Here is a 13,327-nt window from a genome sequence, read left to right on the forward strand (position 1 = left end):
ATACGGAGGAATCGGCCATGGATTTGGAAGCCATTTTAAAACGCTCTGTAGATCAGGACGTTTCGGATATTTTCATCGTTCCCGGCGCGCCGGTCACCCTGAAAATGAAGGGGGATATGACGCAGCTTTCGGATGAGCGCGTGATGCCGGCGGATACGGAAGAAATGCTGCGTCAGATTTATCGTATGGCGCAAAGCCGCGACATGCGCCGTCTGCTGGAGACGGGCGACGACGACTTTTCCTTCTCGCTCAAGGGAGTCGGGCGCTTCCGCTGCAACGCCTTCAAGCAGCGCGGCTCTCTCGCGGCCGTGCTGCGCGTGGTGGTCTTTGGCTTGCCGGATCCCGCACTGCTGCATATCCCGCCGCAGGTTATCGAGCTGTACAAGGTGCGTCGGGGCATGGTGCTGGTGACGGGGCCTGCGGGCAGCGGAAAGTCCACGACGCTGGTGTGCATCATCGACCGGATTAACCGGGAATTCCGCGATCATATCGTGACGATCGAGGATCCGATCGAGTACCTGCATTCGCACAATCAAAGCATCGTCAGCCAGCGCGAAATCGAACACGACACCGTCAGCTACGCGCAGGCGCTGCGGGCGGCGCTTCGCCAGGCGCCGAACGTCATATTGCTCGGTGAAATGCGGGATTACGAGACGATATCGACCGCTCTAACGGCCGCGGAAACGGGGCATACGCTCTATTCCACGCTGCACACCGTCGGCGCGGCGAAGACGATCGACCGCATCATCGACGTATTTCCGGCCAACCAGCAGCAGCAGACTCGTATCCAGCTATCCATGGTTTTGCAGGCCGTTGTCTCGCAGCAGCTCATTCCGACCGTAGATGGCTCGCTCGTTCCGGCCTTTGAAGTTATGATCGTCAACAGCGCGGTGCAAAACCTGATCCGGGAAGGAAAGGTGCATCAACTGGACAACGTCATCTACAGCGGGCAGGCACAGGGGATGATGACGATGGACGGCGATATTTACCGCCTCTATCGGGAGGGCGTCATCTCCCGTGAAAACGCCATTCTTTACTCCATCAACGCGGACCAGATGCGAAAACGCATCGTATAAAAAGTGAGGCATGAAAACGCCGGGGCGGAATGATAAACGGCGGGGAATCGCTGAAAAGGCGCAATACACACTAACGAGGGTGTGCGTTGCGCCTTTTTGTTGTCTCTTTCACAACCTAAACGTGAGGATAGCTCCCGACGAGGCCGATGTGACAGGCCGGCGGTTTGGGGCATGACCATAAGCGGCAGGTCATTGCGATATGACGGCGAGTGTGATACAATAAACGATAACATATGACTACGAAGGAGAAAAAACACATGAAGAAATTGGGCGTGGCGTTGCTGCTGGTGGTGCTGTTGTTTACGATGGCGGGCTGTAAGCAGAGCGAGCATGGGCTGGATCCGAAAAATCCCACGGTTGTGACGGCCTGGCATTATTATAACGGCGCGCAGAAGGAGAGCTTTGACGCGCTCGTCAGCGATTTTAACGATACCGTCGGCGCGGAAAAAGGCATCGTCGTCGTGGCGTACGGCCAGGGAAGCGTGAACGAACTGCAGACACAGGTGATGGATTCCATCGAAAAGCGCGTCGGCGCCCAGGAAACGCCGGACATCTTTGCCGCCTATGCTGATACGGCCTACGCGGTCAACGCCATCGGCAAGCTGGCGGACATCTCGGCTTACCTGACGGAGGCGGAGCAGGCGGCCTATATCGATGCCTACATGGAAGAAGGACGCTTGGAGGGCGGCAGTTCGCTGAAGATTTTCCCGATCGCGAAGTCGACCGAGGCGCTTTACGTGAACAAGACGGCCTGGGATATATTTGCGCAGGATACCGGCGCGGACGAGGCGCTGTTCTCTACGTGGGAGGGCATAGCGGAGCTTTCGCGGATGTATTATGAATGGACCGACGCGATGACGCCCGAGCCGGGCGATGGCAAGGCGTTTTACGGCCGGGACGCGATGGCGAACTACATGCTGATCGGAAGCTTGCAGCTTGGGCATGAAATGTTCGTGCGCAAGGACGGCAAGACGGAAATCACGCTCGACCGTGAAGCGCTGCGCAGGATTTGGGATTGCTATTACGTGCCCTATGTGAACGGATACTTCACGGCAAGCGGCCGGTTCCGTTCCGACGACATGAAGACCGGAGACCTCATCGCCTATGTCGGCTCGACACCGAGCTCCACATATTTTCCCACCGAGGTCACGCGCGAAGACGGCAGCACCTACCCGATTGAGGGCAAGGTCTATCCGCTGCCCAATTTCGAAGGGACCGAACCCGTCGCTGTGCAGCAGGGCGCGGGCATGGTGGTCGTGAAGTCGGACGAAACGCATGAATTCGCCGCCGTCGAATTTCTCAAATGGTTCACGCAGGAAGAACAGAACGTCGCCTTCAGCGTAGGCTCCGGCTACCTGCCGGTCACCAAGACCGCCAATGACTGGTCGAAGATCGACAAGGTCATCACGGAACAATACGCCGACATGAACGTGATTCTGAAAAACTCGCTGCACATCGGAATCGACACGGTGGCAAATTATAAGCTGTATACCCCGAGCCCCTTTGAAAAAGGCGCGCAGGCGCGCAGTATTCTGGAAAGCGCGCTGAACGACGCGGCGAAGCAGGCTTATGCACAGGTGCAGGCGCTGGTTGAGCAGGGGACTGCGCGCGAAGAAGCTGTTAAAGGCTTTACGACGGACGAGGTCTTTGATGCCTGGGCGGACGACCTGCAGGCGCAGATGGATGCGCTGTAATCGTTAGGCATAGTGAGAAAGCCGGGTGAAGAGAATGGCGCGACGCATCCGCACACGGACGATCTATCGTAAGATCGTCATCCCGATCCTCGGGCTCCTGCTCGTAGAGGCGCTTTTGTTCCCTGCAGTATTCATCGAGGGCGGATTTCTCGCGCAGTTTGAGCAGAACGCCTTTGACGTTTTGACGGAGCGGTCGGCGAATCGGAAGACGTATTTGGAGACGGAGATGCTCAACCGGTGGGCGGCCATCACGGAGAGCGAGAACAACGTCCTGCAGACGATCGACGAAACGCTCTTGAGTCTGGGCGCTACCTATGCGGATATTGGAAACGATCCGTCGCTCAACGAAAAGATCGTGGAGGCCACGGCGCCCGAGCTCATTTACATGCTCCGTAAGCAGAGCGTTACGGGCTCCTTCATCATACTGGACGGCCCGGGCGTCAGCGCCAAGGACGATTCCCGGGCGGGGCTTTACCTGCGCGACCTCGATCCGCTCACCTATTCCGTAAATAACGCAGACCTGATGATGGAGCGCGGCATGCCCAGCCTGTCCAAGCAACTGGGTATCGCACTGGACAGCTATTGGAGTGCGGCGTTTGAATTCGACTTCGAGACAGAGCCATATCAGGAAAGCTACTTTTTCGCCCCCCTGCGCGCGGCCCAAAGCGCGAGCGTAGCGGAGCGCTCGGACAGTGCGAACTTCGGCTATTGGGGCCTTGGCATTACGCTGGACGCGATGGATGGAACCGAATTGCTGACCTATTCGATTCCTCTGATCGCGTCTGACGGGACGGTGCTCGGCGTGCTGGGCGTGTCCGTTTCCCAGCGCTACCTCACGTCGCTGATGCAGTATAAAGAGCTGACCGAAAGCGGCGGCATGTACATGTTCGGCAGGCTGTCCGATTCGGGCGATCTGATTCCGGTGTTCGCCAACGGCCCCGCTTTTAAAACGTACTTTGCGGAGGACGAGACGATTCCTCTCGAGCAGACGGCGTATGACGGCGTTTACGAAATGTCCGGCAGCCGCGATCAGGATGGCGAAAGCTTCTATGCGAGCGTGCAGCCTTTCAAGCTCTACAACGTGAATACGCCCTTTGAATCCGAGCAGATCGTCTTGGCGGGCGCTGCGCAGGCGCGCCAGCTGATGGCGTTTTCCAGGCAAATCAAGCAGACGTTCATGCTTATTACGGTCGGTTCGCTTGTCGCGGGCCTGGTCGCTGCGCTCTTTGTGGGCCGCATCATATCCGGCCCGATTCGCAAGCTGGTAGCCCAGCTTAAAAGCAGCGACCCGAACGGACGGATCTATCTGGAGAAGCTTCATATCGAGGAAATCGACGAGCTGACGGTTTCAATCGAAAACCTCAGCGAGGCAGTGGCGGACTCGGCCTCGAAGATCAGCAAGATCGTCGCGATGACGGGCGTGCACTTCGGCGTGTTTGAGCATCGGGCGGGGGAAAAGCGCGTCTATTGCAGCGACGGCTTTGCCGAAATGATCGGCACGGACTGGCAGGAGCCGTACGTTTCGCTCGAAACCTTCGAACAGGGGATGCGCCGCTTCAAGTCGCTCCGGTATGCGGATCAGGAAAACATCTACTGTCTGGAGCAAAAGGACGGCCTGCGCTATATCCGCCTGGCGGAGATCGTGGATGGAAACAGCCGCCTTGGAACGGTGACGGACGTGACGGGCGAGGTGGAGGAAAAGCGCAAGATCGAGTACGAGCGCGATTTCGACGTGCTGACCGACCTGCTCAACCGGCGGGCGTTTTACACGCGCGTCGGCCTGCTCTTCACCCGGCCGGAGGAGTTGAAAAACGCCTGCGTCATCATGTGGGATCTGGACAACCTCAAGTACATCAACGATACCTACGGGCACGAGTGGGGCGACCGCTACATCCAGGCGTTTGCAAAGTGCCTGAAGAGCTTCGATGCGTATCATGGCGGGATCGTGGCGCGCCGTTCGGGCGACGAGTTCTACGCGTTCCTGAGCGGTTATGAAAGCAGGCAGCGCATCCAGGAGATCATCCGCGAGGTTTGGGCGAAGATCGCGCAAAGCTCGCTCAATATGCCGGACGGGTCGGAGATTCGTCTGCGCGTCTCCGCGGGCGTATCCTGGTACCCGGATGATTCCATGAACCTCGACGAGCTGATCCGCTTTGCGGACTTTGCGATGTACGCGAGCAAGCGAAACAAGAAAGGAACGATTCTGAACTTCAGCCGCACGATGTATCAGGAGGACCTGCTGGTCATCAACGGTCCGGAGAAGCTCAGCACCCTGATCGAGCAGCGCAGCGTCGGCTTTGCACTGCAGCCGATCGTCAGCGCGCGTGACGGCAGCATTTTCGGTTATGAATTGCTCATGCGCCCCAAGGTGGAGGGGATTTCTAACCCGCTGGACGTGCTTAAAATCGCGCGGGCGCACTCCAAGCTCTATCAAATCGAGGAGCTCAGCTGGTTTGAAGGGATGCGCGCCTTTGCCGCGCAGTGCGCGGCGGGCACTGTCCCGCAGAATGCGCGTGTGTTCGTCAATTCCATCGCGAGCGAAAGCCTCTCAGACGCGGACTTTAGTCGTCTTCGCGGGGCGTACGGCGATCTGGTGGGACGGATCGTCATGGAGATTACGGAAGGCGAGCCGCTCGAGCCGCAGCGAAACGGCCATAAGTGCGACATCGTCCGCCGGATGGGCGGGCTGATCGCGCTGGACGACTTCGGGTCGGGCTACTCCAGCGAAGCATTGCTGCTCAGCGTAAAGCCGCAGATCGTGAAGATCGACGTCGGATTTATCCGCGGCATTCAGAACGACCCGGGCAAGCAGATGATCGTCGGCAATCTGATCCGCTATGCGCACGCGCAGGGAAGCACGGTCGTCGCGGAGGGCGTGGAGACGGACGCGGAGCTGGATCAGGTGATCGACCTCGGCGTGGATTACCTGCAGGGGTACCGCATTGCCCGGCCGGCTGAAACCGCGCCGCAGGTGAGCGCGGAGGCGCTGCGCGCGATTGCACGCGCCAATGGACGGAAAGAGGGATAGCATGCATTGGAACGCCGATTTATATGATGGAAAGCATCGCTTCGTATCCGATTACGGCAGTCAGATGCTGGGAAAACTGTGTTTAAAGCCGGGCATGCGCGTGTTGGATCTCGGCTGCGGGACGGGAATTCTAACAAAACGCATCGCCGATCTCGGGGCGGACGTCCTGGGCGTGGATGCTTCTGAGTCGATGATCGATACGGCCAGACGCAATTATCCAGAGCTTTCGTTCCTGCGCGCGGACGCGACGCGCCTCACGTTTGATCGGGAATTTGACGCGGTGTTTTCCAATGCGGTGTTTCACTGGATCGCCGATCAACCGGCGCTGCTGCGGTGCGTACAAGCCGCGCTCAAGCCGGGCGGCCGAATCGTCTGCGAATTTGGCGCGGCCGGTTGCCTCGACTCGGTCTATACGTCGTTCGCGCGTCAATGCCTGCGCCTGGGGTACCGTTATGAATCGGCTTTTTATTTCCCGACGGCGGAGACGTACCGGCAGTTGCTGGAGACGGCGGGCCTGACGGTCGATGAAATCTTTGAATACGACCGCCCGACGCCGCTGGAGGCTGGCCGGAAGGGGCTTTCCAACCTGGTATGCCAGTTCCTTGCGGACGACGTCTCGAAGCTTTCTGAGAATCAGCGCAGGCAGCTTTTTGAGGGCATGGAGGCGGAGCTTGAATCCACCCTTTGGGATGGGGAGCGCTGGATCGCCGATTACCGCAGGCTTCAGTTCGCGGCGCACCGGGCTTAGGCTCTTGTGTGGACGCGGGCGGCGTGTTATACTGAAACCGAGCAGTAAATAAAGGAGAAATATTCGTGGCCGAAGAAAAAGCCGTTCATCCGCTTGCGGAGATGGACATAAGTGTTGAGGTTCAAAAGGCATTTACCGCCATGGGCTTTCGGGAGCTGACGCCGATTCAGGCGCGCTGTATTCCGATGATGATGCAGGGGCATGACGTCATCGCCATCGCGCCGACCGGGACGGGGAAGACGCTGGGGTTCGGTATCCCCATGCTCGAATACGTCAACCTGCGCGACGACCGCGTGCAGGAGGTCGTGCTCGCACCGACCCGCGAGCTCGCGCAGCAGATTGCGGAGGAGCTGCGCAACCTGGCGCGCTTTATTCCCGAGGTGCGCATCGCGATTATCTACGGCGGTCAGCCGATTTCCAAGCAGATTACTGCCTTGAAACGCCGTCCGCAGATCTTGGTGGCGACGCCCGGGCGGCTGCTCGACCATATGCAGCGCGGCAATATCAGCCTTTCGTGCGTGCACACGCTGGTGCTCGACGAGGCGGACGAGATGCTCAAGATGGGCTTCGTCAAGGATGTATGCCGTATCATCGAATCGACACAGCCGGACAGGGAGCTGGTGATGTTCAGCGCGACGACCAATCAGGACGTCATGACGATCTCTTGGAAATACCAGCAGGAGCCGGTCGAGATCGTCGTGGAGGCGACACGTGAGAACCGGCCGCAGATTTCGCAGTACGTCATCGAGTCCACGCGGCAGGACAAGTACGACCACCTTCTGTACCTGCTCGATTCGGATCACTACAAGCGCGCGATGATCTTCTGCAACACGAAGGACATGACGGACAGGCTGTGCATGCGTCTGCAAAAGGCAGGATACAGCGCGGAATGCCTGCATGGCGATATCCGTCAAAGCCAGCGAGACAAGGTGATGACGGGTTTTCGCAAGGGACGGTTTGAATTCCTCGTTGCGACCGACATTGCGGCGCGCGGGATCGATGTGGACGACGTGGAGGCGGTTTTTAATTACGACCTGCCTGAAAAGGACGAATACTATGTCCATCGAATCGGCCGCACCGGCCGTGCGAAAAAGAAGGGCGTCAGTTTTTCGTTCATCGATTTTCGCGAAAGCGTGCGGCTCGATGAGATCATGAAGTACGTCCACTCCAAGCCCACGATGCTTGGCTTTGATGAATACGGAACGCTTTGCTACAAGGAATCGGGAGAGCCGTTTTTTGAGGACATGTGATCGTGCAGCCGGTAAAGCCGGCTGTTTTTTTATGTTAAGAAAAAGCGCTTGCGGGTCTATTTAAACTGTAAAGTGAATATAAAACCGGATTTTATGAATAAAAATTTGAAAAAGCTATTGACAATCAGGGGAAAGAGCTTTATAATTCCAACATCGCTCCTGAAGGTTGAAGCGGGAAAGGAATGAATAAACATGAAAAAGATTCTGGGGATTTTGCTCGCGATGTGCATGCTTACGACGCTTGCAACGTCGGCAATGGCCGACAAGCTGGACGACATCAAGGCCAAAGGGAAGCTGGTGGTAGGGTCACAGGTCAGCTTTGCGCCGTTTGAATTCTACTTTCCCGATGAAAATGGGCAGGAATATGCCGCGGGTTTTGAGATGGAGCTGGCCCGTCAGATTGCGGCGGATCTGGGCGTGGAGCTCGAAATCGCTGACCAGCAGTTCGCGGGCCTGATCACGGCGCTGATGGCCGGGGATGTGGACCTTGCGATCGCGGGCATGACGGCGACGGACGAACGCCGTCTGGCGGTGGACTTCTCCGATACGTATTACGTCGGCGAACAGCCGGTTCTCGTTCGCGAGGAGGATCTGGAGAAATATAAGACCTACGAGGACATCAAGGGAAAGGTGGTCGGCGCGCAGACCGGCTCGATTCAGCAGAGCATCGCGGAAGAACAATTCCCCGAATGCGAGCTGTTGCTGCTGCCGATGATCCCGACGCTGCTGATGGAGCTTAAAAACGGCAACGTCGAAGGCGTAATCTGTTCCAAGCTCGTCGCGATGAGCTACATGAACGTCTATCCTGGGCTGGCGTTTAGCGAGATCCCGGTCGAATCCAACAAGAACGGCGTCGGCGTCGCGATTGCCAAGGGTGAGGAGAACGCCGCGCTGCTCGCGGCCGTCAACGAAACGATCGCCCGCGTGAAGGCGGACGGCACTTACGACGGCTGGGTGGAAAAGGCGTGCGCGCAACAGGCGGAGCTGGAGCTCAGCCAGAAGTAATCGCCATCACCATACGCGGCGGAGGAATTTCTCCTCCGCCGCTTTGATACCAAGAGAACGGGGGACCGACAGCATGTTTTCATTGGAGACCCTGTGGACCATCCTATCGACCAAGCTGCCCGTGTTTATGCAGGGCGCCGTGGTGACCGTGGAGCTCGCTGCCTGGACGGTGGTGGGCGGTTCGCTTCTCGGCATCGTGGTCGCGCTTCTGCGCATGAGCCGCATTCGCGTGATTCGTTTTCTTTCCACCGCCTACGTCGAATTCCTGCGCGGCACGCCGATGCTGGTGCAGGTGCTGATCGTGTATTACGGACTGCCGCAGATGGGCATCAAGCTGCCGCGCATGACGGCGGGCATCATGGCGCTCATCATCAACAGCGGCGCGTATATGGCTGAAATCGTTCGTTCGGGCATACAGGCGATCGATGGCGGACAGAATGAGGCGGCGCGTTCGCTCGGCATGACCTCGGCCCAAACCATGCTTTACATCATCCTGCCGCAGGCGCTCAAGAACATCCTGCCCGCCATCGGCAATGAGTTCGTCGTCATCATCAAGGAATCATCCATTCTGTATACGATTGGCATCTATGAACTGACGTATCAGGCGAATAAGCTGGCTTCAACAAACTTTCACTACCTGGAGACGCTGACGATCTCGGCGCTGATATACTTTGTGTTGACCTTTACGACCAGCCGGGTGCTTGGACTGCTGGAGAGGAGGATGAGCCGTGCAGACCGTTAAAAAGGGTGAGGTGCTCTTGTCCGTAAAAGGGCTTGAAAAGCAATTCGGGACGCTGGGCGTGCTCAAGGGTGTGGACGTCGATATCCATTCAGGCGAGGTGGTCGTGGTGATCGGCCCTTCCGGCAGCGGTAAATCGACCTTTCTGCGCTGTCTGAATCTCCTGGAGGAACCGACGGGTGGAGACGTCATCTTTGAGGGGGTCAGCACGAGACAGGCTGGAAAGAACATCAACCACTTGCGCGAACGCATGGGCATGGTGTTTCAGCAGTTCAACCTGTTTTCGCACCTGTCGGTTCAGGAGAATATCTGTATTGCGCCGATGAAGGTCAAAAAGGTGCCTCGGGAGAAGGCGGAAGAGCGGGCATTGGAATTGCTGGAACGCGTTGGACTGGCGGACAAGGCGAGGGCGTACCCGAGCCAGCTTTCCGGAGGGCAGCGACAGCGCGTCGCAATCGTCCGGGCGCTGGCAATGGACCCGGACGTCATGCTGTTCGACGAGCCGACGAGCGCCCTCGATCCCGAAATGGTCGGGGAGGTGTTGGACGTCATGAAAAGGCTGGCGGATGACGGCATGACGATGGTCGTCGTGACACATGAAATGGGATTTGCGCGCGAGGTGGGCGACCGTGTGCTCTTCATGGACGAGGGAATCATCATGGAGCAGGGCACGCCACAGGAGATTTTCGGCGGGGCACAAAATCCGCGTACACAGGATTTCCTGCGCAAGGTTTTATAAAAAGGAGCAGACGGATATGAAGACGACGCTGGCGGAAGCGAAGGAAAAGCTGGAGCAGTACGTCAACCTGCCTAGCGGGAGTCATGATCAAGCAGATGTGAACGCCTTTGCGGATGTCGTACAGGCCGACTTTGAGGCGTTGGGCATGGAGGTCATCCGGCATCCCGACGAATGCGCAGGGGATACGCTGGAATGCCGCGCAGGCACAGGCAAGAACGAGCTATTGCTGCTCGGGCATATGGATACCGTGTTTGCGCGCGGGGAGAACTGGCCTTTTCGGCTGGAAGGGGATAAGGCATTCGGTCCCGGCTCGATGGATATGAAAGGCGGACTGCTCGTCATGTATTTCGCGCTCAAAGAGGTGCTGCCGGCCCTCCCGAACGACGCGAAAATCGTCTGTGTGCTCAACGCGGACGAAGAAATCGGTTCACAGAGCAGCCATGCGTTGATCGAGGCGCATGCGAAGCAGGCCTTTGTTGCGCTTAGCTTTGAACCGGTACGGCCCAGCGGTGCGCTCGTGGCACAACGAAAAGGCGTCATATCGTTTCACATTCGCTGTACAGGACAAAGAGGACACGCGGGTTCCGCTTACCTTGAGTGCGCAAGCGCAATCGAGCAGATTTGCAGCGTGGTAAATGCTTTGTATACCCTGCGGGACGACGCCCGCAGCATCTCCATCAACGTCGGCAGAATTGAGGGCGGCAGCGGAGAGAATATCATCGCCGATGAAGCAAATGCTTACTGCGAGCTGCGATTTTTTGATCCGGCCTATCAGGATGAACTATTGGCGAAGGTACGGGAGATTTGCGACCGCCCGGGGATCCAGGGTACGACGACGGAACTGCACGTCGGCGCGAGCCATCCCCCCTTCAAGGCCAATGATAAAAGCGCACGACTGCTCGAAATGGCCCGGCAAGTTGCTGAAATGCAGGGGCGCACGATAAAGGCGGAATCGACCGGCGGCGCTGGAGACATCGCGTTTGCCGGACTGCAGGGCATTGCGGCGCTAGATGGTCTGGGTATAGCCGGATTTCACGCGCACGCCAAAGCAGAATATGCGCTCATGTCGTCGCTGCTTCCGAATGCGCAGATTGCTGCGGAGCTGATGCGAGCGCTTCTTCTGCATCCGGAGCGGGTAATGTAGAGCCCGCGTTGGCTCAATAATGTGAACGATCTCGCGGTGAAAAGAAGAATATAAGCCCTAATTCCGTATGCTTAAATTCATACTGTTAGAATCGTTCGGGGTATTCATAAGATTGAAAACCAGTACAAAAAAATTCAAGAATTGGGTTGACAGAATCGATTCCGCATGGTATACTAATTAACGTCGCCGCGAGAGAGCACGTTTTGTGCGCTCAAAACGGTGAAAACGATCCTTGAAAACGATACAGAATAGAGAAAAGAAACGCAAACGCAAGGAAAAGACAGTTAATTCTGAGAAGAGTTTTGAATCTTTTGTGAGCCGGTGCAAACCGGAACACCAAGAGGAGATAAAGGATTGAACATAAGAGTTTGATCCTGGCTCAGGACGAACGCTGGCGGCGTGCCTAACACATGCAAGTCGAGCGGGGATCAAGGAAGAGCTTGCTCGGAAATGATTCTAGCGGCGGACGGGTGAGTAACGCGTGAGCAACCTGCCTTTCACAGGGGGATAACGCATCGAAAGATGCGCTAATACCGCATGAGACCACAGCGCCACATGGCATAGGGGTCAAAGGAGCAATCCGGTGAGAGATGGGCTCGCGTCTGATTAGCTAGTTGGTGAGGTAACGGCCCACCAAGGCGACGATCAGTAGCCGACCTGAGAGGGTGATCGGCCACATTGGAACTGAGAGACGGTCCAAACTCCTACGGGAGGCAGCAGTGGGGAATATTGGGCAATGGGGGAAACCCTGACCCAGCAACGCCGCGTGAGGGAAGAAGGCTTTCGGGTCGTAAACCTTTGTCCTATGGGACGAAGCAAGTGACGGTACCATAGGAGGAAGCCCCGGCTAACTACGTGCCAGCAGCCGCGGTAATACGTAGGGGGCGAGCGTTGTCCGGAATGATTGGGCGTAAAGGGCGCGTAGGCGGCCTGGTAAGTCTGAAGTGAAAGTCCCGCTTTCAAGGTGGGAATTGCTTTGGATACTGCTGGGCTTGAGTGCAGGAGAGGAAAGCGGAATTCCCGGTGTAGCGGTGAAATGCGTAGAGATCGGGAGGAACACCAGTGGCGAAGGCGGCTTTCTGGACTGTAACTGACGCTGAGGCGCGAAAGCGTGGGGAGCAAACAGGATTAGATACCCTGGTAGTCCACGCTGTAAACGATGAATGCTAGGTGTAGGAGGTATCGACCCCTTCTGTGCCGGAGTAAACACAATAAGCATTCCGCCTGGGGAGTACGGCCGCAAGGTTGAAACTCAAAGGAATTGACGGGGGCCCGCACAAGCAGCGGAGCATGTGGTTTAATTCGAAGCAACGCGAAGAACCTTACCAGGTCTTGACATCCAGGTAAAGCCGTAGAGATACGGTGTGAGCTTGCTCAATCTGAGACAGGTGGTGCATGGTTGTCGTCAGCTCGTGTCGTGAGATGTTGGGTTAAGTCCCGCAACGAGCGCAACCCTTGTTTCCAGTTACTAACGCGTAGAGGCGAGGACTCTGGAGAGACCGCCGGGGACAACTCGGAGGAAGGTGGGGACGACGTCAAATCATCATGCCCCTTATGACCTGGGCTACACACGTGCTACAATGGCCACTACAAAGAGGAGCGAAACCGTAAGGTAGAGCGAATCTCATAAAAGTGGTCCCAGTTCAGATTGTGGGCTGCAACCCGCCCACATGAAGTCGGAGTTGCTAGTAATCGCGGATCAGCATGCCGCGGTGAATACGTTCCCGGGCCTTGTACACACCGCCCGTCACACCATGGGCGGTGGGAGCACCCGAAGCGTGTGAGATAACCGAAAGGGGTCAGCCTTCGCAGGTGAGACCAAGGACTGGGGTGAAGTCGTCACAAGGTAGCCGTATCGGACGGTGCGGCTGGAGAACCTCCTTTCTAGGGTGGAAGCGAAATTG

9 protein-coding genes and 1 rRNA gene are annotated in these 13,327 nt (G+C 57.2%); all 10 read left to right on the plus strand.

Going from position 1 to position 13,327, the window contains the following annotated elements:
* Positions 1–17 precede the first annotated feature (17 nt).
* The 10 genes from C1725_RS06915 to C1725_RS06960 all read left to right on the plus strand — a co-directional run bounded on the left by C1725_RS06915 (position 18) and on the right by C1725_RS06960 (position 13,307).
* Positions 18–1,076 (plus strand): PilT/PilU family type 4a pilus ATPase, encoded by a 1,059-nt coding sequence (locus C1725_RS06915; RefSeq protein ID WP_102410915.1) that lies wholly within the window; start codon positions 18–20, stop codon positions 1,074–1,076.
* A 257-nt stretch (positions 1,077–1,333) separates the two neighbouring features.
* Positions 1,334–2,770: an extracellular solute-binding protein gene (locus C1725_RS06920; RefSeq protein WP_346026428.1), complete on the plus strand. Its 1,437-nt coding sequence runs from the start codon at positions 1,334–1,336 to the stop codon at positions 2,768–2,770.
* Positions 2,771–2,804: 34 nt separating this feature from the next.
* Positions 2,805–5,798 (plus strand): EAL domain-containing protein, encoded by a 2,994-nt coding sequence (locus C1725_RS06925; RefSeq protein ID WP_102410916.1) that lies wholly within the window; start codon positions 2,805–2,807, stop codon positions 5,796–5,798.
* 1 nt (position 5,799) lies between these two features.
* Complete coding sequence (locus C1725_RS06930; protein ID WP_346026429.1) at positions 5,800–6,546, plus strand: methyltransferase domain-containing protein; 747 nt, start codon at positions 5,800–5,802, stop codon at positions 6,544–6,546.
* Between the two features lie 65 nt (positions 6,547–6,611).
* Complete coding sequence (locus tag C1725_RS06935) at positions 6,612–7,796, plus strand: DEAD/DEAH box helicase (protein ID WP_346026430.1); 1,185 nt, start codon at positions 6,612–6,614, stop codon at positions 7,794–7,796.
* A gap of 192 nt (positions 7,797–7,988) precedes the next feature.
* Positions 7,989–8,801 carry a transporter substrate-binding domain-containing protein gene (locus C1725_RS06940; protein WP_102410918.1) on the plus strand — a complete coding sequence of 271 codons (813 nt, stop codon included), beginning with the start codon at positions 7,989–7,991 and terminating at the stop codon, positions 8,799–8,801.
* Positions 8,802–8,874: 73 nt separating this feature from the next.
* Entirely contained in the window at positions 8,875–9,543 is a 669-nt protein-coding gene (locus tag C1725_RS06945; RefSeq protein ID WP_102410919.1) for an amino acid ABC transporter permease, read from the plus strand.
* Complete coding sequence (locus C1725_RS06950; protein ID WP_346026431.1) at positions 9,530–10,279, plus strand: amino acid ABC transporter ATP-binding protein; 750 nt, start codon at positions 9,530–9,532, stop codon at positions 10,277–10,279. Before C1725_RS06945 ends, C1725_RS06950 begins: the two co-directional genes overlap by 14 nt.
* Positions 10,280–10,295: 16 nt before the next feature.
* A complete protein-coding gene (locus C1725_RS06955; RefSeq protein WP_102410920.1) occupies positions 10,296–11,423 on the plus strand; it encodes a M20/M25/M40 family metallo-hydrolase in 1,128 nt (375 codons plus the stop codon).
* 356 nt (positions 11,424–11,779) lie between these two features.
* Positions 11,780–13,307 (plus strand): 16S ribosomal RNA (locus tag C1725_RS06960).
* Positions 13,308–13,327: the final 20 nt, after the last annotated feature.

This window comes from Beduinella massiliensis, from assembly GCF_900199405.1.
GTDB lineage: Bacteria > Bacillota > Clostridia > Christensenellales > Aristaeellaceae > Beduinella > Beduinella massiliensis.

Bases quoted from the DNA above. Each gene is read 5' to 3' on its own strand.
- C1725_RS06915 (WP_102410915.1), top strand. From the start codon at position 18: ATGGATTTGGAAGCCATTTTAAAACGCTCTGTAGATCAGGACGTTTCG.
- C1725_RS06920 (WP_346026428.1), top strand. From the start codon at position 1,334: ATGAAGAAATTGGGCGTGGCGTTGCTGCTGGTGGTGCTGTTGTTTACG.
- C1725_RS06925 (WP_102410916.1), top strand. From the start codon at position 2,805: ATGGCGCGACGCATCCGCACACGGACGATCTATCGTAAGATCGTCATC.
- C1725_RS06930 (WP_346026429.1), top strand. From the start codon at position 5,800: ATGCATTGGAACGCCGATTTATATGATGGAAAGCATCGCTTCGTATCC.
- C1725_RS06940 (WP_102410918.1), top strand. From the start codon at position 7,989: ATGAAAAAGATTCTGGGGATTTTGCTCGCGATGTGCATGCTTACGACG.
- C1725_RS06945 (WP_102410919.1), top strand. From the start codon at position 8,875: ATGTTTTCATTGGAGACCCTGTGGACCATCCTATCGACCAAGCTGCCC.
- C1725_RS06955 (WP_102410920.1), top strand. From the start codon at position 10,296: ATGAAGACGACGCTGGCGGAAGCGAAGGAAAAGCTGGAGCAGTACGTC.